Annotated in this window: 19 protein-coding genes; 12 read left to right on the top strand and 7 right to left on the bottom strand. The window is 34.7% G+C overall.

The features are described 5' to 3' along the window. Nucleotides 1-5: 5 nt before the first annotated feature. From D1J36_RS03860 to D1J36_RS03840, 5 genes are all read right to left on the bottom strand, one after another. Complete coding sequence (locus tag D1J36_RS03860; RefSeq protein WP_154137693.1) at nt 6-2,327, bottom strand: BamA/TamA family outer membrane protein; 2,322 nt, start codon at nt 2,325-2,327, stop codon at nt 6-8. 17 nt (nt 2,328-2,344) lie between these two features. Beyond that, nucleotides 2,345-7,324, bottom strand: coding sequence for a translocation/assembly module TamB domain-containing protein (locus D1J36_RS03855; RefSeq protein ID WP_154137694.1), 4,980 nt, complete (start codon nt 7,322-7,324; stop codon nt 2,345-2,347). Nucleotides 7,325-7,422: 98 nt separating this feature from the next. Next, complete coding sequence (locus tag D1J36_RS03850; protein ID WP_154137695.1) at nt 7,423-9,228, bottom strand: DUF885 domain-containing protein; 1,806 nt, start codon at nt 9,226-9,228, stop codon at nt 7,423-7,425. Between the two features lie 40 nt (nt 9,229-9,268). Further along, nucleotides 9,269-9,799 carry an RNA methyltransferase gene (locus tag D1J36_RS03845; protein WP_154137696.1) on the bottom strand — a complete coding sequence of 177 codons (531 nt, stop codon included), beginning with the start codon at nt 9,797-9,799 and terminating at the stop codon, nt 9,269-9,271. A gap of 84 nt (nt 9,800-9,883) precedes the next feature. Continuing rightward, nucleotides 9,884-11,506 (bottom strand): ABC-F family ATP-binding cassette domain-containing protein, encoded by a 1,623-nt coding sequence (locus D1J36_RS03840; RefSeq protein ID WP_154137697.1) that lies wholly within the window; start codon nt 11,504-11,506, stop codon nt 9,884-9,886. A gap of 98 nt (nt 11,507-11,604) precedes the next feature. Between D1J36_RS03840 and smpB the strand changes: the two genes are divergently transcribed. The 3 genes from smpB to D1J36_RS03825 all read left to right on the top strand — a co-directional run bounded on the left by smpB (nt 11,605) and on the right by D1J36_RS03825 (nt 14,453). Continuing rightward, nucleotides 11,605-12,063, top strand: a complete 459-nt coding sequence (gene smpB, locus D1J36_RS03835) for an SsrA-binding protein SmpB (protein ID WP_154137698.1) — start codon at nt 11,605-11,607, stop codon at nt 12,061-12,063. A 76-nt stretch (nt 12,064-12,139) separates the two neighbouring features. Further along, the gene (locus D1J36_RS03830; protein WP_154137699.1) at nt 12,140-13,606 is read left to right on the top strand and encodes an OmpA family protein; all 1,467 of its coding nucleotides are present in this window, start codon (nt 12,140-12,142) and stop codon (nt 13,604-13,606) included. A gap of 106 nt (nt 13,607-13,712) precedes the next feature. Continuing rightward, a complete protein-coding gene (locus D1J36_RS03825; protein WP_154137700.1) occupies nt 13,713-14,453 on the top strand; it encodes a YebC/PmpR family DNA-binding transcriptional regulator in 741 nt (246 codons plus the stop codon). Between the two features lie 49 nt (nt 14,454-14,502). Here D1J36_RS03825 and D1J36_RS03820 read toward each other — a convergent pair whose 3' ends face one another. Beyond that, complete coding sequence (locus tag D1J36_RS03820) at nt 14,503-14,925, bottom strand: OsmC family protein (RefSeq protein WP_154137701.1); 423 nt, start codon at nt 14,923-14,925, stop codon at nt 14,503-14,505. Between the two features lie 121 nt (nt 14,926-15,046). On the opposite strand from D1J36_RS03820, the gene prfA reads away from it, so the two are divergent. The 5 genes from prfA to D1J36_RS03795 all read left to right on the top strand — a co-directional run bounded on the left by prfA (nt 15,047) and on the right by D1J36_RS03795 (nt 19,313). After that, a complete protein-coding gene (gene prfA, locus D1J36_RS03815; protein WP_013446962.1) occupies nt 15,047-16,135 on the top strand; it encodes a peptide chain release factor 1 in 1,089 nt (362 codons plus the stop codon). Further along, entirely contained in the window at nt 16,135-16,548 is a 414-nt protein-coding gene (locus D1J36_RS03810) for a RapZ C-terminal domain-containing protein (protein WP_154137702.1), read from the top strand. Before prfA ends, D1J36_RS03810 begins: the two co-directional genes overlap by 1 nt. A 54-nt stretch (nt 16,549-16,602) precedes the next feature. Further along, on the top strand, nt 16,603-17,508 hold the full coding sequence (locus D1J36_RS03805) for a DUF4835 family protein (RefSeq protein ID WP_154137703.1): 906 nt from the start codon (nt 16,603-16,605) through the stop codon (nt 17,506-17,508). 35 nt (nt 17,509-17,543) lie between these two features. After that, nucleotides 17,544-18,746, top strand: coding sequence for a diaminopimelate decarboxylase (lysA, locus tag D1J36_RS03800; RefSeq protein ID WP_014937860.1), 1,203 nt, complete (start codon nt 17,544-17,546; stop codon nt 18,744-18,746). Between the two features lie 72 nt (nt 18,747-18,818). Continuing rightward, the gene (locus D1J36_RS03795) at nt 18,819-19,313 is read left to right on the top strand and encodes a hypothetical protein (protein ID WP_154137704.1); all 495 of its coding nucleotides are present in this window, start codon (nt 18,819-18,821) and stop codon (nt 19,311-19,313) included. A gap of 62 nt (nt 19,314-19,375) precedes the next feature. Here D1J36_RS03795 and ctlX read toward each other — a convergent pair whose 3' ends face one another. Beyond that, a complete protein-coding gene (ctlX, locus tag D1J36_RS03790; protein WP_154137705.1) occupies nt 19,376-20,296 on the bottom strand; it encodes a citrulline utilization hydrolase CtlX in 921 nt (306 codons plus the stop codon). A gap of 131 nt (nt 20,297-20,427) precedes the next feature. Between ctlX and D1J36_RS03785 the strand changes: the two genes are divergently transcribed. From D1J36_RS03785 to D1J36_RS03770, 4 genes are all read left to right on the top strand, one after another. Continuing rightward, nucleotides 20,428-21,042, top strand: coding sequence for a TetR/AcrR family transcriptional regulator (locus D1J36_RS03785; protein ID WP_154137706.1), 615 nt, complete (start codon nt 20,428-20,430; stop codon nt 21,040-21,042). Continuing rightward, nucleotides 21,032-22,378: a TolC family protein gene (locus D1J36_RS03780; protein ID WP_154137707.1), complete on the top strand. Its 1,347-nt coding sequence runs from the start codon at nt 21,032-21,034 to the stop codon at nt 22,376-22,378. The genes D1J36_RS03785 and D1J36_RS03780 overlap by 11 nt, the downstream gene beginning before the upstream one ends. 6 nt (nt 22,379-22,384) lie before the next feature. Then, nucleotides 22,385-23,440, top strand: a complete 1,056-nt coding sequence (locus D1J36_RS03775) for an efflux RND transporter periplasmic adaptor subunit (RefSeq protein WP_154137708.1) — start codon at nt 22,385-22,387, stop codon at nt 23,438-23,440. Between the two features lie 64 nt (nt 23,441-23,504). Then, nucleotides 23,505-26,660 carry an efflux RND transporter permease subunit gene (locus tag D1J36_RS03770; RefSeq protein WP_154137709.1) on the top strand — a complete coding sequence of 1,052 codons (3,156 nt, stop codon included), beginning with the start codon at nt 23,505-23,507 and terminating at the stop codon, nt 26,658-26,660. The last annotated feature ends 7 nt before the right edge of the window (nt 26,661-26,667 follow it).

The following is a 26,667-nucleotide window of genomic DNA, read 5'->3' as shown; positions in this document are numbered from 1 at the left end:
AATTTCTAAAAAGGATAGCCGATGGCTATGTTTAGGATTAGATTATCTCTTCTCCAAGAAGAGTTGTTAAAATCAATATGATTAAACCTCCATCGTTCATCTTTACTATAATAAGGTACTCTTAAAGGAATGGCAAGATCTGTCCTTAGTACAAATATATTAAAATCAAATCGAAGCCCTAAGCCTCCTCCTACGGCAATTTCGGAAGTCCAGTCTTTACTAAATTTGGCACCTGGGCGAGTAGGGTCATCATTGATAAGCCAAATGTTACCAGCGTCTAAAAATAAACCTAAATTAAGAAAACGATAGATGTTTAAACGATATTCTAGGTTAGTTTCCAGTCTAATATCTCCAGCTTGGTCTAAAAAGAAACTACCTTGTTGGTTTCTTGGGTCATAACTACCTGGACCTAGTGTTCTAGCTCTAAAGGCTCTGATACTATTACTTCCTCCTACAAAAAATTGTCTAGAAAAAGGTACTGTAATAGAATTGCCGTAAGGGTAAGCTAATCCCATCATTAGCCTTGCAGCTAAAACATTTTTAGAGTTTATATTATAGTAGTAACGAAAGTCTGTATCCAATTTTGCATACTGGCTAAAGGGTACACCTAGTATGGTTTTTTGTCTTCCTTCTTTTGCATTTGCATTGGACAGTAATCCTGTAAGATTGGCTGATAAGTCGGCTATACCACGAAAGTAGAATTGGTGTGTTCTAGGTATGATGGTATTGGTGTATGTATATTGGTACATAGGTCCAAAAACTAACTGTCTTTCTATTGCTCTAGCTAAACTAGGATAGCTCTTTGCTAGGGATTTATATTCATCTGAAATATTCTGAGGGTTAACATAAGTAGCACTAAATATTTTAAGGTCGTGCTCTCTCTGTGCATTTTCTTTCCACAAATAGCCAAAAGAGGTACTAAAGTTATGTAGAGTATACTGTCCTGTTCTTCGCTGATAGTCGTATCCTAGATTTATTTGTGTCCTTGGAACAAATTCTGAACTGGTATGAAACTTAAAAGGAGCTATAATCCTTGGGAAAGTAAGTTGAGCGTTGCCTCCAAATCTCAATATATTACTGAAAGCTCTAGGACCTCCAGCTTGTACGTCCATACCTCCATAAGAAGTAATTCTTAGCTGTTCAGCACCTCTAAATAAGTTTCTATGAAGCCAATTGATATTTATCTCTCCGCCGTTAAAGTTTGCAGAATTAGTCTTACCTAATGCTTCGATACGGAGTGATTGAAAATTGTTTGGGGTGAGTAGATAGTACACATCAAACTTATTATTTAGAGAATCTGAAATGATAAACTGATTTTTCACAAACTTAAAAACACCTAGATTTATAAGTCTTTTAAGCGTAAGGTTATGGTCTCTTCTGTTATAAATTTCACCTGAGTGAAAGTACATAGTCCTATCAAAAACTTGTGGTTTAAATTTTTTTTCAGGGTCTATAATGTACATGTCTTTGTAAACTTCTAGACCGTCAGTCGTAGTGGGAATGGTAATATTTCCTTTCTCTACATTTTGTATGCTATAATCGGGGTAAATAATTACTTTATCTATACTAAACTTTTTTTTGCTAAGTTCTGGAGTTTGGTCTTTTAGTTTTACATTGACTGCAACTTTATTGTTTCCTACAGTGCTATCCGCTTGAATAATGATGTTATCTGGACTAAAATAATAATATCCATTCTCCTTCATATAAGTATCTATACGGAATCTCTCATTTTTTATTATTTCGAGATTATAGGGTTCTTGTGGTTTTATTAGGCTTTGTTTTTGTGTTGCTTTTATATCTTCTACTACCTCTTCATTGGTGGAAGACAGGAAGTTTACGGTATCTATAAAATATCTATTGTAAGGAGTTATAGTATATAAAACCTTAGCAGTTCTACCTTTTGTGAGGGTATCATATCTTACTTTAGTATTAAAATAGCCAATATTTTCTGCATAATTAACGGTAATTTCTTTATTAAACTCTCTATCTACATCTTGTAGAAGAATAGGTTTTTCTCCTAGTTTATTTTTAATCCAATATCGCAGACCTTTATTTTGTTTAGTTTCTCCTGCCCATTTATAAAAATACAATCTAGGACGCATTCCTAAAAATGAAGCATTAGGTTTAGGAGAAAGTTTGCTCTCCGTACCTTTTTTCAGCTCAGAAATATCGTTTTTGTCCAATTGTTCTGATTTTATTTTGATTTTAGCTCCAGTATATAAAATTTCTCCTTCTTTAAGGGTAGAAGCTCCAGAGCAGCCTACTATAAAAATACTGATATAAACAATGTGTATGAATATTGAATATTGTTTGATTATATGTTTCATTTTTGAAGAAAGATATTCTATTGTTTTTTATTCTTTTTCTTTTTTAAAATTTCTCTAAGGTCGTTGTAATCCAGAGTGATTACAAAGCCTAATCCTGTTTCTATAACTTGCCCTTGTAGAGCTACTTGATATTGGTTTTTTCTGTAAGTTCTTAGAAGATATCTACCGTCTTTAGAAAGCATATAATCTACCATAATATCTCCTGCTATATTAGAGGCTTGTTCTCCAGGTCTAGTAGCTCCTTCTAATCCAAAATTACTACCTAAAGATACCTTGAGCCTATCATTAAGTAATTTTTTACTCAAAGCTACATTTAGGTCTGTTCTTGAGGTTCTTTCTCCAGTAGAATAATCATCTGACGATTCTAGATCAAAATTAAGTTCTACACCAGCAATTAAATCTCCAGCTAAATCGTTTAAACTTTGGCTTAAAATTCTACTAACACTTTGTTTTGCCATTGATTCAGCGGATATTCCTGAACTCGTTTCAAAAGGGTTTTCTCCAATAAAACGATTGAGGAGTAGAAGGGCAAAGACCTGTTTGTTTAACTCTGAAGTTTCTTGACGAAGCTGAGCTAGTCTTTGCTCTGTATTTAATATTACGGTAGAACTTACTGCGGCGTTCTTATCCTCTGTTGTAATGTCAAAAGAGATTTCGGGCTTCATGAGTTCACCTTTCATAATGAGGTGGGTATTAAAAGGAATACGTTGTTTATACTGATTAAGCTCTCTTGGGCTAAGTCCTGCCAACTGTTGCTGTACCAAATCTAGAGGAGCCGTTTCTGTGGTATAAATTGCAGTTATATTCATATCGGCTTCAGTAGGTTCTCCGTTCCATGTAATGGTACTTCCTTTTTTTATTTCAAATTTTCTTCTGAGCATATTCACGGACATCTCATAGGCTCCAGAATGTACCTCATAGACACCTACGAGAGTGGTTCTTCCGGAAGGAGATACACCTCCTGTGAGCTGTGCTTGCCCCTGTAGTTTTACAAAATCGCCATTGGCTTTATCTATAACTAGAGACATTTTCGCATTTTTATCTATATCTATATTAACCGAGATATCCATACCTTTAAGTTGATTTTTGGAGCTTAAAGTGTCTGCTGCCTCATTTTTAGCCAATCCAAATTTAGCTTTGTCTACAAATTCAACAATACCTTCTCTATCTTGTTTCGTAGGAGTACTTTGAGGGAGTATAAAGGTAAAATCTGTGGCATCGGTTACAGATAATGTCCCGTCCACTTTTGGCAAATCCAAATTACCTCTTATCCTTAGATTGGTATCTAGAGAGAGTACACCGTACATCATTTTATCATTATCTTTTTCAGAATTTACTAGCTTAAAATCTTTGGCATTAACATCAAGATTGAAAGCATATTTCTTGAAATATTCGGTTTGTATATCTCCGTTTATGAGTAAATTGTTATTTTCTGTATCACGCAATTTAAATTGTTCAAAAACAATATTTTGTCCTGAAAACCTTATTTCATCTTCAATATTTTTAAAAACAGTTCCTGTTTTAGCAATCTCTAGCCCTACATTATTGAATTTTATCCCACCTCTTATTTGAGGTTTTTGAGCCGTACCATTGATGTTTAGTTTTCCACTAAAATAGCCCTCTCCATTTTTTATATTACCTAAGGCAAACGCCTCTAAAGTTTTAGTGGAAAGATTATTAAGGTTTAAAATAAATCCTAAGTCCCCTTTTTTGAGGTGATAGTTACCTTCTAATTGTACATCATTGCCTTCTCCTGTAAGAGCAATTTTGGTATCAATTAAGTCAATCACTTTGGTATTGGCTTTTATATCTAGATTTCCTACTCTGTTTCCTTTTAGCTTTAGGTTAGATATATTTAGGTCTGCATCTACCTTTAAATTGGGCTTAAAAGTAGAGACTAATGCATTACCATTAACAGAGCCACTAGCAATAAGACTGTCTTTTTTTACCATCTCTGTAATATCTTCTACTTTAAAATTAGAGATGGAGATATTTAATGGGCTACCTAATTTTTGTTCTTGGCTTTGCAACGAAATGGAAGAGTTTCCTTTGGTAAGATTAAAGTTATCAGCAAATATACCTTCCTTTCCAAAGCCGATAACATTTTGCTCTTCTACCTGCCATTTATCATAGTTGAGCATTAAACCTTGCGGAATAAAACTAAATTTATTGATGTTTTTTTCATTTCTAAATATACCAGCTAACGCATATTGCTCTGTCCCTTTGGAGTCTTTAGTGCTAAAGTTAATTCCGATATTATTATTGTTAATGGTTCCATTCAAATCGAGTTGATGTAAGGCTAAATTTTCATTAGTTACCTCTGTTAGACCGAGTCTATATCTTAGTTCTTCTTGACTGTTGTTTATGTTAAGTGATAGCCCACTAAGTTTATATTCTGCATATTCTACTACTGGGAAATCCGCCTGAAACTCTATCTTTTGTTGATTTGAATCAAAAGCACCTGTTATATCTCCTCCATCAAAATATTTTAAATCAGGTACAAATATTCTTAGAAGATTGTCATCTTTTACTTTAGCATTCAACGTGAAGTGCTGGTTAGGTTCTAAGTTCTTTTTGTACTTAGAGGCAGGGCTAAATTCATAGTAATTATTAAGTGTTTTTAGGAAAACATCAGAAATTTGGGTAAGTTTATATTTGCCTTGTATAGAGGCATCTACAACTTGAGATTTTAAATTTACTTTGTTTTCATTAGGGTTAGATAATGCTTCAAGTTTAATTTCTTGTAAAGGTAAAGTTTGGTCTTTGTGTGTGATTTTAAAATTCTCTAAAAGAATATAGCCGTTGAGAAAATCTGGGTTAATATTACTAAAATCACTATCTATTTTACCTGATATGGCTAGCGGTTCTTTATATAAATTTAGCTTATATGGATTTAGCAATTCAATATTTCCGTTGAGTTTTATATTCGAAGTTTTGTTGAGGTTGCCTGCTAGCTTAAGATCTAAATTAGCATTAGGGTCTTTAGACATAATATGAGCAGTTAATCTCCCTGTCATTAGACTCCCTTTGAGATTAACACCTGTATAGCGATAGCCTTTAAAGTCAAATTTTTTAATATTTCCGTTGATTGATGTTTGGGACGTTTTAGGGTTAAACCCTACTCCATTTGCTTTTATTTCTCCTGAAAATATTCCTAAATCTTTATTCCTTAATAATTTTCCTAGAACGAGTTTTTCCGCTTCTGCTAAGATGGTGTATTTTTCTCCATTTTTGGGTTTAAGGTTAGCATAGGCATCTAGTCTAAGGTCTCCTAAGCTGGTATTTATCTTCAGGTGGGATAAAACAGAGGAAGTACTGCCTCTAGCAGTGCCTTTTAAAGAAATAGTTTGAGGTAGTTCAATGTTTGAGGGGATACTATTTCTAGGAGCTAAGTTTTGTATATCTTTTTGGGTTGTCTTTAACTCGTTAATGGCGATATTGTAATTTAGTAAATTAAGATTAGTTACATTTTTTATTTGTCCCGAAATATCCAATATTGTACTACCTAAACCACTAATGTGTAATGTGTTTATATTTAAATCATTTACTTTACCTCTTAAGTTAGCATCTATGTTTAGCACTGATTTGGGATATTGTTTAAGTATCTCATTTTTCTTTAAATCAGGAGCAAATAAATACAAATCACTGAAGCCTATTTTAGAGTTTCTAAGGTTAATGGCTAGCCCAGCAGAGCCTATGTTACTAGACAGTTGTTGCGGAGAATTATAGGTAATTACAGCTTCGTCTCTAAGAATACTGTTGTTGGTTTCCAAAAGCAGATTTTTAAGGTATGCTATATTTTTCTTGTACGCGAAGTCGGTTTTGAAATTCTTTACTGCAAGTCCGCTCTTTTCGTAAAGTTCTACTTTTTTTACGGAACCAGTCAGCTCTTCATTCAACATTCTAAAATCTCTAATATTTACATTGAGTTTTTTGAAGTTTAAATGATTAGCATCAAATCCTTGTTGATGCTTTTTTGAATTATCATTATAGGATAACATTACATCATCTAAAGCGAACAAATTAAGTTTTACATTGGGAGTTTTACTCTTGACTTTTGCAGGGTTTTCTGGAAGCTCATCTTGTAAAGATTTGTTTTGAGAGGAACTTTTGAGATCCACATTTATTTTGGCACCTAGAAGTTTAATTTGGTCTATATCATATTTATTTTCAGGTAAATCTATATTATTAAAATCCCCAGATAGTTCTTTAAATAAAACCTTGAAATAAGATTGAGTAGTATTGTCTGCATAGTCTACATCAAAATTGGTAAAACGCAGAAAATCTAGTTTTATCTGCATCGGTTTTTTGGCTGAAAGACTATCTATTGTTTTTGCAGTTTCTTTTATAGCTTCCTTTAATATCTCTTGTTTTAATTTTAGTTTGAGATCATCAGCAGTAAGCCCATTGAGGGCATAAATATTTTCTTCAAGATTAAAGTCTTTAACTTTTGTTTCGAAATTATTGAATTCTATTTTCAGATGGTTTCCTTGCTGAAAATCATTAAAATTGACATTAACGCGTTGTAATTTTATTTTATTTAGAGATAGAATGAAAGGCTTAGAATCTTGTTTTTCTTCGTCTTTGTTGCTAGCGAAAGCGTCCAGTATATAATCGAAATTAAAACGCCCTTGTTCGTCTCTTTTTACATTGGCTCTAAGTCCATCTAATTCAATAGATGTGAAGTCTGCTTTGTTTTGCAAAAGCTGAAAAATATCTAAACCAACATCTAACTTGTTGATATGTACTAGTGTATCCTTATTTTTTTCTTCTAAATAAAGTTCTTCTAGTCCTAACTTATTAGGGAAGCTAATGTAAACTCTTTTTAGACTTATAGGAGTTTTTATTTTAGTTTCAACATAACTTACAACACGGTCTTTAACGAAGTTCTGAACGACAGGAATATTAAGGCTAAGTACTAGTATACTTAATATTATAACAACGCTTCCTAAAATAATAGCTCCTATTCTAAGTGTGTTTTTTATACTATTTTTCAATGAATCAAATTTAATAAAGTTTCTAACTAAATTTTGTGTTAAAAATGATGGTTGTAAGAGTCTTTAAAAATACAAACCTCTATTTATACATTACACCTCTATTTTTGGTTTTTTGCCCAGACTTCCATTTTTCTTTCAAGAACTTGTAGAGGAAGACAACCTTGATTTAAGAGCTCATCATGGAATTTCGCTAAGTTGAATTTAGTGCCTAAATCTTTTTCATATTTAGCTCTTAGTGCTTGTATCTTTAATGCTCCAGTCTTATAGCTTAGAGCTTGTCCTGGCATAGACATATAACGTTCTACCTCCGCTGTAGCACCAGCTTCATCGTATGCTACATTACTTAGAAAATATTTTATAGCCTCTTCTCTATTGAGTTTTCCAGTATGCAATCCAGTGTCTATAACGAGCCTAATAGCTCTCATCATTTCATCACTTAAAGCTCCCATTTTTTGATAAGGGTTAGTATAAAGTCCCAATTCTTTTCCTAAAGCCTCACAATAGAGCGCCCAACCTTCGCCATAAGCACCTATCCAACCAAAACGCATAAATTTTGGTAAATTAAGATTCTCTTGTTGTAAAGCAATTTGATAATGATGCCCAGGAATAGCTTCGTGAAGGAAAAGAGACTCCATACCAGAAGTTACATTAAAGGCTTTAGGATTCGGAATGGGAATGTAGAAAATACCGTTTCTTTTTCCGTCTGGAGTTCCAGGTTGATATTCTGCACTAGCAGATGCCTCTCTAAATTTTTCGGTTTGTCTAATTTCAAAACCTGTCTTCGGAACATTATTAAACATCGTTTTTAGCTTAGGCTCAATCTTTGATAAGATAGCATTAAACCCATCTAAAATTTCTTGAGACGTTTGGTAAGGCATTGCCTTAGGGTCAGATTTTAAATGAATCAAAAAATCCTCTAAGGTTCCATTGAACTTCAGTTCTTCTTTTACTTTTTCCATTTCGCCTCTTATTCTAGCAACTTCTTTTAATCCGGTATTATGTATTTCTTCTGGTGTTTGGTTGGTAGTTGTCCAGCGTTTTACATGATAATTGTAGATTTCCTTACCTTTTGGTAGAGTATTGTAGCCGTCTGTAGTTCTTGCTTTTGGTAAATATTCTTGCTCAAGAAAATCGCCCATTTTCTGATAAGCAGGAATGATTTTGGATATAATTACCTCCTGATAGTTTTTAGTAATACGATTTCTCTCTGCATTACTAAAGCTAATGGGGAAATTTTTAAGAGGCTTATAAAATATGTTTTTGTTGGAATCTTTAGATATAATTTCTTCTGCTCTCATTTGAGGAATCATCTTTACCACTAGACTTTTTGGTAAAACAATATTATTTTTGATACCTAGTTTGAAATTCTCTTGAGCTATCTCCATCCATTTAGGAAATTCTTGCATTCTTTTTAGCCAGTTATCATAGTCTTCTACCGTTTTGAATGGCTGATTTCCGCTCCCACTTCCCAAAAGAGGAAAGTCTAACGGAAGTCCCGAAAATTGTGTAAACGGTATATATTCTGGATGATAGGCATAGCCTTCTACTAAATCTTTTAATAAATAATCTAGTACATTAAAAACTGTTTTTTTATCATCAGGAAGAGCTTCATAATCTACGGCTTCTAGCTTTTTAATCATATCACTGTAGAAAGCAATCTCTTCCGTAATTTTAGTTTTTTCCAAGCTAGGTAATTTATCGTTGTATCTTGGGTCGCCTTGTGCGGTGGCTTCTAATGGATGAAACTGAAGGTAACCTTCATAGTATTCCTCCGCTATGCTGTCTAAGCTGGTTTTAGGTGTGGTATTTACAACAAAAGGTGTATCTCCTTTTTTACATGAAAATAAAGTTAGTATAACGGAGGATAATATGATAAACTTTGAAAAAAACTTTGTGGTATTCATATTTAATAAATTATATATCAAGCAAAAGTAATTAAAAATTTTATACTAAGGCTTTAAAAAAAGACCATATTACGATACCTCCACAAACACTTACATTAAGCGAATGTTTGGTGCCGAGCTGTGGTATTTCTATAAAGTTATCGTATAAAGGAAGGGCTTCGTCAGATAGACCTTCAACCTCGTTTCCTAAGACTAAAGCGTACTTTTGGTTAGGATTTATTTCAAAATCGGATAGAGAGATACTATCTGTGGTTTGTTCTACCCCAATGATGTTATAACCTTGTGTTTTTAGTTCTTTTATAGCTTCTGAGATGTCTTTTTGATAAATCCAATCTACACTTTCGGTAGCACCCAATGCGGCTTTGTGTATTTCTCTGTGAGGTGGTTGTGGTGTGATGCCACAGAGTACGATTTTTTCTATTAAGAACGCATCGGCAGTTCTAAATAAAGCACCAACATTGTGCATACTTCTAATATTGTCTAAAACAACCACGAGAGGTGTTTTAGAAGTTTTTTTAAAAGTTTCTATATCAATTCTGCCTAGTTCTTCTAGTTTTAATTTTTTTGTCATAGTTCTATCTTTATTATTGAAAAAGAGGACTGAAATCTACCAAATTACAGCCCTCTCTTCCTATTGTCATTATCCTTTTTACTCTTAAGAGTACATCTGTTGTCTTAGTTCTTTTACTTTTTTATCCTGAAGATATTCATCATAAGTCATGTGCCTATCGATAATACCTTTAGGAGTCAATTCTATGATGCGGTTACAAACAGTCTCTAGCATTTCGTGGTCATGAGATGCTAAAAGTAATGTTCCTTTAAACGCTACCAAAGAGTTGTTAAGTGTAGTAATACTCTCTAGGTCTAAGTGGTTGGTCGGTTCGTCTAATAGTAAAATGTTAGCTCTTTGAAGCATCATTCTACTGAACATACAACGCATCTTTTCTCCTCCAGAAAGAACTTTACAAGATTTAAGAGCCTCGTCTCCAGAGAAAAGCATTTTTCCTAAGAAGCCTCTCATATATTCTTCGTGTCTTTCTTCGTCGTTTTTGGTAAACTGTCTTAGCCAATCCACTAGGTTGATGTCTTCTTGGAAAAACTCAGTATTATCCAAAGGCATATAGGACTGTGAAGTGGTTACGCCCCATTGATAAGAACCTTTATCCGCTTCAGAGTTTCCAGAAATAATTTGGAAAAATTCAGTAATAGCTAGAGAGTTTTTAGATAAGACCGCTACCTTATCTCCTTTTTTTAAGTTGAGGTCTATCCCTGAGAATAGTAACTCTCCGTCTTTGGTTTTTTCTAAATCCTTAATTTCTAGAATTTGGTCTCCTGCTTCTCTTTCTTGTTCAAAAATAATGGCAGGGTATCTTCTGGAAGTAGGTTTTATATCTTCAATGTTAAGTTTGTCTAGCATTTTCTTTCTAGCGGTAGCTTGTTTTGCTTTAGCTACATTGGAAGAGAATCTAGCAATAAATTCCTGAAGTTCTTTTTTCTTTTCCTCTGCTTTTTTATTAGCTTGTTGTCTTTGTTTCGTAGCTAATTGAGAGGCTTGATACCAAAATGAATAGTTACCTGTATAAAGATTAAGTTTAGAATAGTCTAAATCTCCAATGTGAGTACAAACAGCATCTAGGAAGTGTCTGTCGTGAGATACTACGATGACCGTGTTTTCATAATCAGCAAGGAAATCTTCTAGCCAAGATATAGTATCAATATCTAAGTCGTTAGTAGGCTCGTCTAATATGAGTACATCAGGACTACCGAATAGAGCTTGAGCAAGTAATACTCTTACTTTATCTTTGTTTTCTAACTCACTCATCATTTGGTAGTGCATATCCTCTTTGATACCAACATTAGAAAGCATAGTTTGGGCGTCAGCTTCAGCATTCCAACCACCCATCTCATCATAAATAACACCTAGTTCCCCAGCTTTTATACCGTCTTCATCAGAAAAGTCAGGTTTAGCATATAGAGCGTCCATTTCCTCTTTGATTTCAAAGAGTTTTTTATTACCTCTTAAAACGGTTTCTAGCACTGTGTATTGGTCGTATGCGAAGTGATCTTGCTCTAGCACCGACATTCTCTTGCCTGGTTCTAAAGACACATTACCTGTAGTAGGGTCTTGTTTACCGCTAAGTATTTTTAGGAAAGTAGATTTTCCGGCACCATTAGCACCGATGATACCGTAGCAATTTCCTTTAGTGAATTTTATATTAACCTCGTCGAAAAGAACTCTTTTCCCGAATTGTAAAGATAGATTTGATACTGTTAACATATAGTTTTGTAAATTTGCACAAAAATAAGAAGAATTTTTAAAATACAACCTTTTGTTTTTGGTGTATTGGTATGGTAATTGCATTTAATTAGGGCGAGATGAAGATTCAGAGGACAGTCAGTATTTCCAATAAGAGAGCTCGTTTTGAGTACGAAATTTTAGAACAGATTGAAGCAGGAATTGTTTTAACAGGTACGGAGATTAAGGCCTTGAGGTCTTCTAAGGCATCTATCACAGAAAGTTTTTGTCAATTTATAGAAGGAGAACTCTATATTATCAATATGACAATAGATGAATACAAATTAGGGACTTTCTATAATCATAAAATAAAGCGAGAACGAAAGTTGCTTCTTCATAAAAGAGAGCTGGATAAGTGGAGTAAGAAGATGAAAGATATAGGGAATACCATAGTGCCATTGAAGGTTTATATCAATGATAGAGGTAAAGCTAAAGTTTTGATTGCATTAGCAAGAGGTAAAAAACTTTACGATAAAAGAGAAGCGATTAAGGAGAGAGAGACAAAAGTTAAATTGAATCGTGTATTCAAAAAAAAATAAAAAAATAGCTAAAATTTTGGCAGTAACAAAAAAATATATTTAATTTGCATTATCAATTATTTAATTATTTAATTCTATGAAAAATCTAAAATTAGGAATTTCAGCATTAGCACTTACTGTTGCTACTACTGTTTCTGCTCAGACTACTAGCAATCCTTGGTTAATAGGTGTTGGTGCTCACGGAGTGAACCATGTAGCTGCTGGAGGAAGTGCTGGAGATGTTTTTAAAACAGCATTTACAGGAAAGAGATTGTACAATATCAATAACTTTACAATCACTCCACCATTGTCTAAACTTACAGTTGCTAGAAACTTAAACAAGGCGTTAGTTCTTGACTGGCAAACTTCAGTAGGTAATGTTGACAATAAGAGAATTGGAATGGGTAAAGAATTTATGTTGATGACTGGTCTTGGTCTTCAGCTTAAATTTGCTGGTCTTCTTTTTGGAAACGAAGATTCTTGGTTTGACCCATATGTAAGAGTAGGTGCTAACTACTTGAGACATGACTATACAGGTGTTACATTCCCTGTAACTGATAATTACAATGGTGTAACTTATGCAGGTTATAGCGAAAATAAGGCATACACTCAAAGAAGAGCAGATCATTTCGCTTTAGCAACTGGTTTAGGTACTAACATTTGGTTAACTAAGAACTTTGGTCTTGGTATCCAAGGAGATTATGTATCTACTCCAACAGATAAATCTGGGTTAGCTAACTTTTGGCAAGCGTCAGCTTCATTAAACTTTAGATTTGGTAACAGAGATAGAGATAAAGATGGAGTGTTAGATAAAGATGATGCATGTCCAGATACACCAGGTTTACCAGAACTTAAAGGATGTCCAGATACAGATGGAGATGGTATAGCTGATAAAGATGATAAGTGTCCAGAAGTTGCAGGACCAGTTGAAAACAACGGTTGTCCTTGGCCAGATACAGATGGAGATGGAGTACTAGATAAAGATGATGCATGTCCAGAAGTTGCGGGACCAGCTGAAAATAACGGTTGTCCTTGGCCAGATACAGATGGAGATGGGGTACTAGATAAAGATGATAAATGTCCTACAGTTCCTGGTCTTCCACAATACGATGGTTGTCCTAAGCCACAGTCTGCATTTGCAACTGAAGCTACTGGAGCATTGAATGGAATATTCTTTAACTTTAATAAAGCATCTATCAGAACTGAGTCTAACCCTAAGTTAGATCAAGCTGCTGAAGTAATTAAGTCTTCTAACGGAGGTACTTTCTTAGTGGTAGGTCACACAGATGTTAAAGGTAATGCTAACTATAACTTGAAACTTTCTAGAGAAAGAGCTGCATCTGTAGTAGCTGCTTTAGAAGCTAGAGGTGTTAACCCATCTCAGTTAAAATCTAAAGGAGTTGGTTCTGCTGAAGCTACAGTTCCTGCATCTGCTTCTAACGAAGAAAGAATGAAAGACAGAAAGGTTGTTGTAGAAGCTGTTGATGCAGCTGCTTGGGGAGCTCTTCAGAAGTCTGATCTTCCAGTAGTGAAGAAAAAAGTAGTAAAAAAGAAAAGAAAATAATTAGTATTTTCTAATCTTAAATAGAAAAGCGTCCTCTTCTTGTAAGAGGGCGTTTTTTTATTGTATTAAAATTAGTATTTTTGCACATCTAAATGTTATTATAATTATGGGACGCGCATTTGAATATAGAAAAGCCTCTAAGATGGCTCGTTGGGATAAAATGGCAAAAACTTTTTCTAAAATAGGAAAAGATATTGCATTAGCTGTAAAGGCAGGAGGTCCAGATCCAGATTCTAACCCTGCGTTGAGAAGGTGCATACAAAATGCTAAAGGGGCTAATATGCCTAAAGATAATGTAGAAAGAGCCATTAAAAAGGCAAGTGGTGCAGATGCTGAGAATTACGAAGAGATTACTTACGAAGGATACGGACAAGGTGGAGTTGCATTTTTTGTAGAATGTACTACTAATAACTCAACTAGAACTGTGGCTAATGTAAGAGCTATCTTTAATAAATTTGATGGTAACCTTGGGAAGAATGGAGAGCTTTCTTTCCTATTCGATAGAAAGGGGATATTTACGCTAGAAAAATCTTTGATAAAGATGGATTGGGAAGAGTTTGAGATGGAAATGATAGACGGAGGTGCAGAAGATATAGACTCTGATGAAACAGAAGTTATAGTAACTACAGCGTTTGAGGATTTTGGATCTTTATCTCATAAGTTAGATGAACTGGGGATAGAAGTTAAGAATGCAGAATTACAGAGGATACCTAATGTTAGCAAATCTGTATCAGAAGAGCAATTTATTGCGAATATGAAAATGTTACAAAGGTTTGAGGAAGATGACGATGTACAGAATGTATATCATAATATGGAAATTACAGATGAACTAATGCAGAAACTGTAAAATAGAAAAAAGGCTACTTAGAATATAGGTAGTCTTTTTTATTTCTCGTTTACGAAAGGAGTGAGCCATTGAGATAAACTTCATAATCAATGCTGACATTGGGTTCTAAAGTTTTGGATACTGAACAATACTTTTCAAAAGAAAGCTGAGCAGCTTTCAAAGCTTTCTTTTCGTCGATTTCTCCTTCCAATAAAAATTTCACGGAGATTGCTTTAAAAGGCTTAGCATCATCAATAGGTACTCTTGTTCCTTCCACTTCAGCTTTAAAACTCGTTAAATTTTGTCTTTGTTTTTTTAGGATAGAAACCATATCTATTCCACTACAGCCTGCCACTGCCATTAACATGGTTTCCATAGGAGAAACGCCTTTGGGATTAGGTTGAGAGGTATTATCTAGAAGTATACTATTGCCCGCACTATTAGTACATTCAAATAAAAAATCGTCATTAATTCTGTTGAGAGTTATTTTCATTTTTCAAAATGATTAGTTATGCTTGTAAAGATAATTATTTTTCTTAGAAATGTAATAGTGTTTAGTATCTCTTACTACATAAAAAAATCCTTATCTTTGCTCACTAATAGTTTAGAGAACAATGTCAAAGAGTTTAATACCAAAATTAGAAGCCATAAAACAACGCTATAATGAAGTAGCGGATTTGATTATTCAGCCTGATGTAATTTCTGACCAAAAAAGATATTCCTCACTTAATAAAGAATACAGTGATTTGGGGAAAATAGTAAAGGTTTTTGATGAATATTCTACTGCACTCAATGCCATAAAAGAGGCAGATGAAATTATAGCTGACGGTTCTGATAAAGATTTGGTAGACCTTGCTAAAATGGAGAAGCAAGAGGCGATAGATCGTATTCCTTCAATAGAGGAAGAGTTAAAATATTTACTCATTCCAAAAGATCCTGCAGATGATAAAAATGTAATGGTAGAACTTCGTGCGGGAACAGGAGGAGATGAATCAGCTATCTTTGTTGAAGATGTTTACAGAATGTACACTATGTATTTTAAATCTAAGGGGTGGAAGCATGAAGTAACTGATTCTAACGAAGCATCAAAAGGATATAAAGAACTCATTATGCGAGTGGAAGGAGACGGTGTTTACGGGATTATGAAGTTTGAATCTGGTGTGCACCGTGTGCAAAGAGTTCCAGAGACAGAATCTCAAGGGCGAGTACATACTTCTGCAATTACGGTGGCGGTATTGCCTGAAGCTGAAGAGGTAGATGTGGAAATCAACCCTGCTGATATAGAAATGCAAACTTCTCGTTCTGGAGGTGCTGGAGGGCAGAATGTAAACAAAGTAGAAACTAAGGTACAGCTTACGCACAAACCTACAGGTATTGTAGTGGTGTGTCAGCAAGCTCGTTCTCAGTTGGCAAACAGAGAGTTAGCAATGGAAATGCTTAGAACAAAACTTTACGATATAGAGTTGCAAAAAGTACAAGGAGATATTGCGGCTCAAAGAAAAACGATGGTTTCTACGGGAGACCGTTCGGCTAAAATTAGAACATATAACTATCCTCAAGGGCGAGTTACAGACCATAGAATTAACAAGTCTATTTACAACTTGGATAATTTTATGAATGGTGATATTCAAGAGATGCTAGATGCCTTAATCATGGCAGAAAATGCAGAAAAAATGAAAGGCGAGGAAGAAAATATAGGGTAATGGAACAGAACAAATTAAAGGTAAAAGTATATAGCTTTTCTTATAAAAAAGGTGGCATCCCGAAAGATGACACAGACAATGGAGGCGGTTTTGTGTTTGACTGTAGAGGCATCTTAAACCCTGGTAGACAAGAAGAGTATAAGGCTAAAACAGGAGCAGAGCAGGAGGTACAACTCTATCTAGAAGAAAAAACTAAAATGCCTCAGTTTTTGGATTTGGCACAAAAAATCATTTCTATAAACATAGAAGATTATTTAGCAAGAGGATTCGAAAGTTTACAAGTTTCATTTGGTTGCACGGGAGGTCAACATCGTTCTGTGTATGCAGCGATTAAAACCGCAGATTTCATCAGAGAAAAATATCCTCAAGCGGAAGTGTGTTTGAGGCATAACGAGCAACCTCACCTTAACTAAGAAAATATATTCTCTTTTTAAGCGTTAAAGATACTTGGTTTATAAGTTTTTGATATGAAAAAAATAATCGCTTTTTTTGGAATTCTTTTTGGGGCTTTGGCTTTTGGGCAAGAGCTTCAAGCTAATGTGCAGATTAATTTTGCACAGGTAGGAGGGAGCAATACACAAGTATTTAAGACGCTAGAAAAAAACTTAAGAGAGTTTATAAACAATACCAGCTGGACAGGAAAAAAACTTCAAAATTTTGAAAAAATAAAATGCAACTTTGCCATTATTATCTCGGAAAGAACGGGTAATAATTCGTTTAGAGGTAGTTTGGTGGTGCAATCTACTCGTCCCGTGTTTAGTACACAATACGAAAGTCCTCTTCTCAATATCAACGACACTAACTTTAGTTTTGAATATGCCGAAAACGAGAATTTAATTTTTAATGAAAGACAGTTTTCAGGCAAAAATTTAATAGATGTGGTCAGCTTCTATGTTTACCTTATTTTGGGTTACGATGCAGATTCTTTCCAAAATAAAGGTGGCGAACCTTGGTTTGAAAAATCACAAAAAATTGCTCAAAATTCACAAAATCAAAATTATAAAGGGTGGTCACAGATGGAAGGGCAAAGGACACGAGGGGCATTAATAGATAATATCCTAAAATCAGACTTTTCTGCTTTTAGACAGGCGTTTTATCAATATCATCGTCAAGGCTTGGATAATATGTACAACCTAAATACCAATAGTAATTCTAAAAAAGCTGTGGCTGACGCTTTGCTAAATCTTAGAACTTATGAAAATGGGTTTCAAATGAATTATCCTTTCAATATTTTTATTGATACAAAAAAGGACGAAATCTATAATATTTTCAATAGTGGTAACAATGCTTCCGTAAATATGACAGAGCTTAAGAGTCTTATGTCTGTATTTGCTCCCAAAGATATAGATGGTAAGTGGGACAAATGGAAGTAAACCAAATACAATAACTTTACAATAATTATAATGTTATGATAACTAATCAGAATTTGCTGAGTGTAGCAGAAGAATTCGGTACACCTGTGTATGTATATGATGCAGAGTCTATTAAGCAACAGTATGAAAAATTAACTTCTTCGTTTTCGGAGAAAACGAGATTTTTCTATGCAGCTAAGGCACTTACAAATATCAATATACTTAAATATGTAGAAAAGTTAGGAGCTTCTTTAGATTGTGTGTCTATTAACGAAGTTAAACTAGGCTTGAAGGCAGGTTTTTCTAAAGATAGGATTTTGTTTACACCTAACTCTGTAGATATATCGGAGGTAGAAGAGGCAGTAGAATTAGGCGTGCATATCAATATTGATAATATTTCTATCCTAGAGCAGTTTGGAACTAAATTTGGAGGTTCTTACCCTATTTTTGTAAGGGTAAATCCACATATTTTTGCAGGAGGGAATTATAAAATTTCTACAGGTCATATAGATTCCAAATTTGGAATTTCTATTCACCAGATGCGTCATATTGAGAGAGTAGCTAAGACCACAGGGCTTAATGTAGAGGGGCTTCATATGCATACAGGAAGCGAAATTAAAGACCCTGATGTATTCTTACAAGGTCTAGAAATTATGTTTGAATTGGCAGAGCATTTCCCTAATCTTAAGTATATAGATATGGGGAGCGGTTTTAAAATTCCTTATCAAGAGGGAGATATGGAGACTGATGTTAAAAGCCTTGGTAAAAAAGTAGAAAAGGCTTTAGCTAAATTTAACGAAGAGCAAGGTAAAGAACTTCAACTTTGGTTTGAACCAGGTAAATTTTTAGTAGGGAAATGTGGGCATTTCTTAGTGAAATCTAATGTAATTAAACAAACCACAGCAACGGTGTTTGTTGGAGTTAATTCTGGATTCAACCATTTGATTCGTCCAATGTTTTATGATTCTTATCATAAAATAGAAAATTTGTCCAATCCTAATGGACCAGAGCGAATTTATACTGTGGTAGGAAATATCTGCGAAACGGATACATTTGCTTGGGATAGGAAAATAAACGAAGTGAGAGAAGGTGATATTTTAGTATTCAGAAATGCAGGAGCTTATGGTTTTGAGATGAGTTCTAATTTTAACTCTAGACTTAAGCCTGCAGAGGTATTTTGGTTAGATGGTAAGGCTCACTTGATAAGAAAAAGAGATGAGTTTGAAGACTTATTAAGAAATCAAATAGAGGTAATTTAATAAGTAAAATGCCGTTTTTAGAGCGGCATTTTTTGTACCTTTACACTAAGAATTTTGAAGAGAGAAGGATGTATGAAAAAGTTAGTTCTATTATTATTTTATTTGATTTCAACTGCTGCATTTGGACAGGATATAGAGGATATGCAGGAAGGGTATAATTTCTTTGGAGGTACAGATACTCACATTCTTGTTAGAATAAGTAAACCAATATTTATAACGGATAATAAGTGTTCTTTAAATTATGAACATTCTAGATTTGAAGGAGGAGATGCACTTTTTTCTAAAGACTTAGCGAAGTATTTGGTGGCTTATTTGGATAAAGATACTTACTATGCCAAAGGGCTGTTCTCTATCAATTTAGAAATAGATGAAAAAGGAAAAGTAGGCAAAATAGAGGTACTTCCAAGATTAAAGAATGACGATTATTTTCAAACCGATATAAAGTATGCAATAAAGCGTGTTAAAAAAAATTGGAAGCCAGCAACCTGTAACGGTATTCCAGTTAAGTCTAATATAAAAATTAAGACTTTATTCAGTCCAGAATCTTACGATACTTATGGGTTATAAATAAATAAGGCGAAAATCAACTCTAGATTTTCGCCTTATTTATTTTAATAACCTTCTTGTTTTTATTTGGGTAAGAAAACTTCTGCCAACATACATCTTGCACTACCGCCACCGTTGGTTTCTATAGTATTAAGGTCAGAGTAAATAATTTCTGAGTATTTTTCTATACTTTCTATCTGATTAGGAGAAAGAGATTGATACGCACTTTGGCTCATTACCAAAAATTTCTTTCCTTCATCATTGTGTACCTGAAGCATGTTTCCAGCAAAATTTTGCATTTGCTCTTCAGATATTTCTATAATTTCTTTCCCTGATTTTTTTATTGTATCTATTACATTTTGGCGTTCCTGAAGGTCGTCAATACAATCTAGGCAGATAACTACAAAGCGGTCTGCAACACACATCATCACATTAGTGTGGTAGATAGGCAATCTCTCCGTACCAGCCGTTTGGTAAGAATGGAAAACTATAGGCGTATAACCGAACTTCTCACAAAACTCACGGAAAAGCTTTTCGTCTAACCTTAGCGAAACTGAGCCATAAGCCAATTTATTATCATGGTCAAAAATAATACTGCCGGTACCTTCTAGAAAAACATTGTCTTTTTCAGAAGAGGTTAAATCTACAACTTCATTTATTTTGAACCCTTGGTTTTTAAGGTTTTCTAAAATATCCATACGGCGTTCGTCTCTTCTGTTAGGAGCATACATAGGGTAGAGGGTTACTCTCCCATCTGCACCAAAGCTTACCCAGTTGTTTGGAAAAATAGAGTCAGGTGTGTGTGGCTCTAAAGTGTCTTGTATGCTTACAACAGTGATACCTTTAGAACGAAGTTTTTCCACAAAATTTTTAAACTCTTGTAAAGCTTTAGATTGAGTATCTGCATTTTCGGAATTAACTTGAAAATAATTATTTTCTGCGGTTTGTGCATTGTAGCCAAATGCCACAGGCTCTATCATTAAAACAGTATTGGTGGTTTGCATAAAATATTTTTCACAAAGATAATGTTTTTTCAGGACTGAAAAATCTATGTAATTAAAATGAGGCAGGTGAATAAACTTGGAAACTTTTTTTATTTTCTAGTTTTTTATTCTATATTTGCAGCGTTAAAATTATGGAAGATAGAATTATTTTTTTGAAAAAAGTCTCAGAGCTTTTTGTTCAGAACGGAGCTAAATCCCTCACTATGGACGATATAGCTAAGGCATTTTCTATATCTAAAAAAACACTATACCAAAACTATAAGAACAAGGAAGTGTTGCTGGAAGAGGTGTTAGACTTTCTGTTGAAGCAACTTTTAGAGCAGCTTAAAGCAGAGGAAGAGAAAAGTCTAAACCCAATAGAAAAAATGCTTTTAAGAGAGACTAAGATAGAGCAGATTTCTGAGAATAACAGGACTGTTTTCGTAAGACAGCTCATCAAATATTACCCAGAAATCTACAATATACACATTGTGAATGTCTATAAAGGTATTTACGAGATACTTAAGCATAATGTTATTAAAGGCAGAGAACAAGGGCTTTATGAAAAAGACTTTGATATAGAAACCTATGCTAAGTATTTTTTAGAACTGATGTTTGCGTTTGATAGCTCTCCTCTTTTTGAAGAGGAACAAAAGATAGGTAGGAGTAACTATTGTCAGGGGGTGGTTAGGTTTTATCTCAACGCTATAGTAACACCAAAAGGAAAAGAATTTTTAAATCAACTAACATATAACAATGAAAAATAGCATTAAAATTATAGGTCTTGTGGCTTTATTTTTTCAGGGTGCTTTTTCGGCTCAGGAGTCAAGAATGTTGTCTCTGTCTGAAGCTATAAATCACGCTATGGAGCATAAAGCGGATGCCGAAAAGGCTAGGCTAAACATAAAAAGAGGTGATGCTGAAATTGCTGAGGTTAAAGCGAATGCTTTTCCAAAGATAACCATCAATAATAATACAACCTATAACCCTTTGTTACAGGAGGTTATTATGCCTAATTTTATGAATCCTACTCAAAATATGAGGCTTACATTAGGACAAAGATGGCAATCTACCCATATGGCTCAGCTTCAGCAAGTGCTTTTTAACCAAACGGTTTTTACGGGGTTAAAAGCGGCTAAATCTACTAAAGAATTTTATCTCATCAATGCACAACTTACGGAGGAGCAGATTATAGAAAAGGTGGCTAATGCCTATTATCAAGTTTATCAGACGGAGCAAATGTTGCAAAATCTGCAAGATAACCTAAAAATTGTAGAGCAAACAGTTAAGATTATTAAGGGATTATATGATGCTGGTTTAGTAAAGAAAATAGATTATGATAGGGCTTTGGTTTCGTTTAATAATGTAAAGGCAAATCAGCAACAGCTTATCAATGCTGTGCAGTTAAGTAAAAATGCACTTAAATTTATGATAGGTATGCAGATGGAGCAAGAGATAGAGCTTCCAGAGCAGAGTTTTGAGCCGTCTGTACTTATTTCGGAAAGTTCTAACTCGGATTTTTCTGAAAGAACAGAGCTTAAGGTGTTGAAGAAACAGCTAGAACTACTTAACTGGAAGAAAAAAGCTTCGGAATCTGAATATTATCCAACGGCAACTCTAATTGCCAACTATGGTTGGCTAGGGCAAGGTGCTAAAATGCCTTGGTGGCACGGGGAAAAAGATAAGGTCTATTGGTCGGATATGGCCTCAATAGGTCTCAATATTAGTATTCCTGTTTTTAATGGATTTTCCACCAAATCAAAAATAGAAAAAGATAAAATAGATATTGAAAAGGCACAAGCCGACTTAAAGGAAACGCAATTGGGATTAGATTTAGCTTATAAGAATGCAAAAACTCAATTGGAAAATAGCAGTATTACCATTAAAAACCAAGAGAATAACGTAAAGCTGGCAGAAGAAGTTATGGCGAATACAAGGGCAAATTATCAGTATGGCTTGGCTACGCTTAACGATATTTTGGGAGCGGAAAGAGATTTGGCTGATGCGAAAAATAACCTTACAAAATCTAAGCTAGATTATAAATTAGCGGAAATAGAGCTCCTAAAATCACAAGGTAAACTAAGAACTTTAACAGAAAAATAAATTATCATGAATAAAAAAACATTATTATCTATTATAGCGGTAGTAGGCGTAGCTGTGGGCTTTTTCTTTATTCTTCAAAAAAATAAAGCTAAGAACCAAGAACAGGTAAATATCGTAGCAGAAAAAAATAACGAAATAGCGGTAAAAGCAGAAGCTGTGAAAAGAGCGGAAATAGGAGGTGCTTTTAGTGTTAATGGTACTTTTTTGGCAAAAACACAGGCTAATATTTCGGCAGAGATGGGGGGACAGTTGGTAGCTCTTTATGTAAAGGAAGGCAGCTATGTGAGAGTGGGGCAAGTAATAGCCAAACTCAAAGGAGATAAAATAAATGTGAATGTAAGCAATGCTCAAGCTAATTTAGACCAAGCTATTTCGGCACTTAACCGTTTTGAAGCCGCTTATAAAACAGGTGGAGTAACAGCACTACAACTAGATCAAGCGAGATTGCAGGTGAAAAATGCTAGAGCGCAGGTACAGTCGGCTCAACTTATGTCTGGCGATACTAATGTCGTGTCTAAAGTGAATGGTATCGTTAATCAAAAAATGGTAGAACTAGGTAGCGTTGTGGGGGTAGGAACACCTATTGTACAAGTGGTGGATATTTCATCACTTAAACTAAAAGTAGAGGTAGATGAGTCTCAAGTAACACAACTATCGGTTGGTAACACAGTAAAAGTAAAACCTAGTGTGGTGGATACCGAGATAGATGGACAAGTATCCTTTATTGCACCTGCATCTAATGGAGCTCTTAAATTTCCTGTAGAGATTACAATCAATAATGCTTCTAATATTTTGAAAGCAGGAATGTACGGAACGGCAACATTTGACAGAACCGGAGCAAAAGAAATTTTGAGTATTCCAAGAAATGCTTTTGTAGGTGGTGTGAGTGATAATTTAGTTTTTGTGGTAAGAAACGGTGTCGCTCATCTTACTAAAATCCAAAGTGGTGCTAACTATGGTGATAAAGTAGAGGTTACAGGAGGACTTAATGCAGGAGATATGGTAGTAACTAGTGGGCAAATCAACTTAGTAGATGGTGCTAAAGTTAAAGTATTAAAATAATCATTTGGATTTAAGAAATCAATGCGTTTTTTGATTTTTTAATGACTTAATAGAGGAATATAAGATGAAATTAGCAGAAGTATCCATAAAAAGACCCAGTCTAGTTATTGTAATCTTGTCATTACTTCTCATAGGAGGATTGTTTAGTTATAAACAACTTAATTATGAGTTAGTACCTAAGTTTGAAGTAAAGGTAGTTACTGTGGCTACCATATATCCAGGGGCATCTCCTACCGAGGTAGAGAATACAGTGTCTAAAAAAATAGAAGATGCCGTTTCTGCACTAGAAGGGGTGAAGAAAATACAAACTAAATCTTACGAAAGTCTTTCCATTGTTATCATTCAGTTTAATAATGATGTCAATACAGACTTTGCAATGAATGATACCCAAAGGAAAATCAATGCCATTAGGTCAAATCTTCCTGATGGAGTTAAAGAGCCTTCGTTATCACAGTTTTCGCTTTCAGACTTACCTGTTGTAAGTATGGGGGTTACTGCCAACTTATCTGAAAATGAGCTTTATGATTTGATAGACCAAAAAATTCAACCAGAATTTTCTAGAATCTCAGGTGTCGCTAAGGTAAATATTGTAGGAGGGCAAGAGCGAGAAATTCGTATCAATTTAGACCCTAGTAAATTACAAGGTTATGGGCTTAGCATTCCGCAGGTGGTTCAGATAATTACGGCATCTAACCTAGATTTCCCAACAGGAAATTTGCAGACTAGAGATAATTCTACACTTATCCGTCTTTCAGGGAAAATAGCTTCGGTAGAAGAACTTAGAAACCTTACCATTGCTTCTATGAATGGTATTAATATTAAACTTTCTGATGTTGCCGAAGTACAAGATACTCAGAAAAAGGTAGATAAAATTGCTCGTATCAATCAACAGAACACCTTGTTACTTCAAGTTCAGAAACAAACTGATGCCAACGCCGTTACAATGAGTGAGTTGGTTCAGAAGAAAATGAAAGTTATAGAAGAACAATATAAAGACCAAGGGCTTAAAATCAATTTGGCTAATGATACTTCGGTATTCACACTTGCGGCGGCGGATTCGGTGTTGAAGGATTTACTTATTGCGGTGGCGTTGGTGGCGTTTGTGATGTTGTTTTTCTTGCATAGTTTTAGGAATGCTCTTATCGTAATGGTGGCTATTCCAACCTCTCTTATTGCAACATTTATAGGGATAGCGTTGTTTGGGTTCTCCCTCAACTTGATGAGTTTACTCGCGTTATCTTTGGTAGTAGGGATATTGGTAGACGATGCCATTGTGGTAATAGAAAATATCCACCGTCATATGGAGATGGGTAAAAATAAAGTTCGTGCAGCGTATGATGGAGCTAAAGAAATAGGCTTTACCGTTACCGCTATTACTTTGGTAATTGTGGTGGTGTTTTTACCTATAGCCTTAAGTAGTGGTTTGGTATCCGATATTATTAGACAGTTTTGTGTAACGGTAGTTATCGCTACAATGTTGTCTTTATTAGTATCGTTCACCGTAGTACCTTGGTTGTTCTCTCGTTTTGGTAAACTTGAGCTGATTAGCAAAGATTCTATCTTTGGTAAGGTGATTTACACATTTGAAGATGGTTTAACTAAGTTCACTCATTTTGTAACAGATTTACTTAAATGGTGTCTTAATAATAAAATTAAAACCTTTGTTGTAACCTTTTTACTTTTCGTAAGTTCTATCGCCTTGCTCGTAATGGGCTATATTGGGTCAGACTTTTTCCCTAGAACTGATAAAGGAGAGTTTTTGGTTCAAATAGAAATGCCAAAAGATGTTTCTATAGAGCAAACCAACTTTATGACTCAAAAGGCAGAAAACTATCTTGCTAAAAACTCTAATGTAGCTACGATGATTACTACGGTGGGGCAATCTAGTGGTGGTATGGGAGCAGTACAGTCCACGCCGTATAAATCAGAAATTAATGTTAAACTTATAGATAAATCTAAAAGAAGTGAGCCGAGTAATGTTTTTGCAGCAAAAATAAAACGAGAACTAGAGCCTATTTTGGTTGGTGCAAAAGTAACTACTGTGCCTATGGGGCTTATGGGAGCAGAACAAGCGCCGCTGCAGATGACAGTAATGGGTACAACATTAGACGAAGCTCTAGGCTATGCTAAAGAAGCAGAAAAAGTACTGAAATCTATAGAAGGAGCTACGGAAGTAAAGCTGAGTGTAGAAGAAGGTAACCCAGAAATTTCGGTGAGTGTGGATAGAGATAAAATGACGGCTCTAGGTCTTAATGTGGCAACCGTAGGGCAGACATTGAGAACGGCTTTTAGTGGAAATACCGATAATAAATTCCGTACAGGAAATAGTGAATACGACATCAATATCATCTTAGACGAATCTAAAAGAGGTAGCATAGATGATGTGAGAAATATTGAGTTTACCAATGCTCAAGGACAGAGAATAAAACTATCACAATTTGCTATGGTTGATTTCTCTTCTGGTCCTGCAGTTTTGGAGAGATACGACCGTTCTCCAGCCGTTACTATACAAGCTCAGACCATAGGTAAAAGTATGGGAGCTGTGGCTAACGAATGGCTTGCTAAGCTGGAGAATGTAAAGAAACCTGCCAGCGTAAAATGGGTATGGGGTGGTAATATGGAAAACCAAAGTGAAGGTTTTGGTTCTTTGGGATATGCATTACTAGCGGCGATATTATTAGTGTATATGATTATGGTGGTGCTTTATGACGACTTTGTAAAACCGTTTATTGTATTATTTTCTATTCCTCTTTCCTTTATTGGAGCGTTGTGGGCATTGGCACTTACCAATCAGAGTTTAAATATCTTTACCATTTTAGGGATTATTATGTTGATTGGTTTGGTAGCGAAGAATGCCATTCTCTTGGTAGATTTTGCTAACCATAGATTAGAGCAAGGTGAAACCATAGAAAATGCTTTAATACAAGCCAACCACGCTAGACTTCGTCCTATTTTGATGACTACGATAGCGATGGTGTTTGGTATGCTTCCTATCGCGATGGCTTCGGGAGCAGCAGCGGAGATGAATAACGGTTTGGCTATTGTGATTATCGGAGGGTTGTTATCATCATTATTCCTTACATTAGTAATTGTTCCAGTGGTATATTTAATTGTAGTAAAAATAGAAAGAAAACTCGCTAAGGAAGACAAAAAAGATTATGACGCTTTAATGAAAGCGGATTATGAACACCTTCATCCAGAAGATGAGATAGAGTTTTAAAATAACA

This window comes from Riemerella anatipestifer, assembly GCF_009670965.2.
GTDB lineage: Bacteria > Bacteroidota > Bacteroidia > Flavobacteriales > Weeksellaceae > Riemerella > Riemerella anatipestifer_B.
The sequence above is the reverse complement of the archived record's forward strand: the minus strand, read 5'-3'. Positions and strand labels throughout refer to the sequence as shown.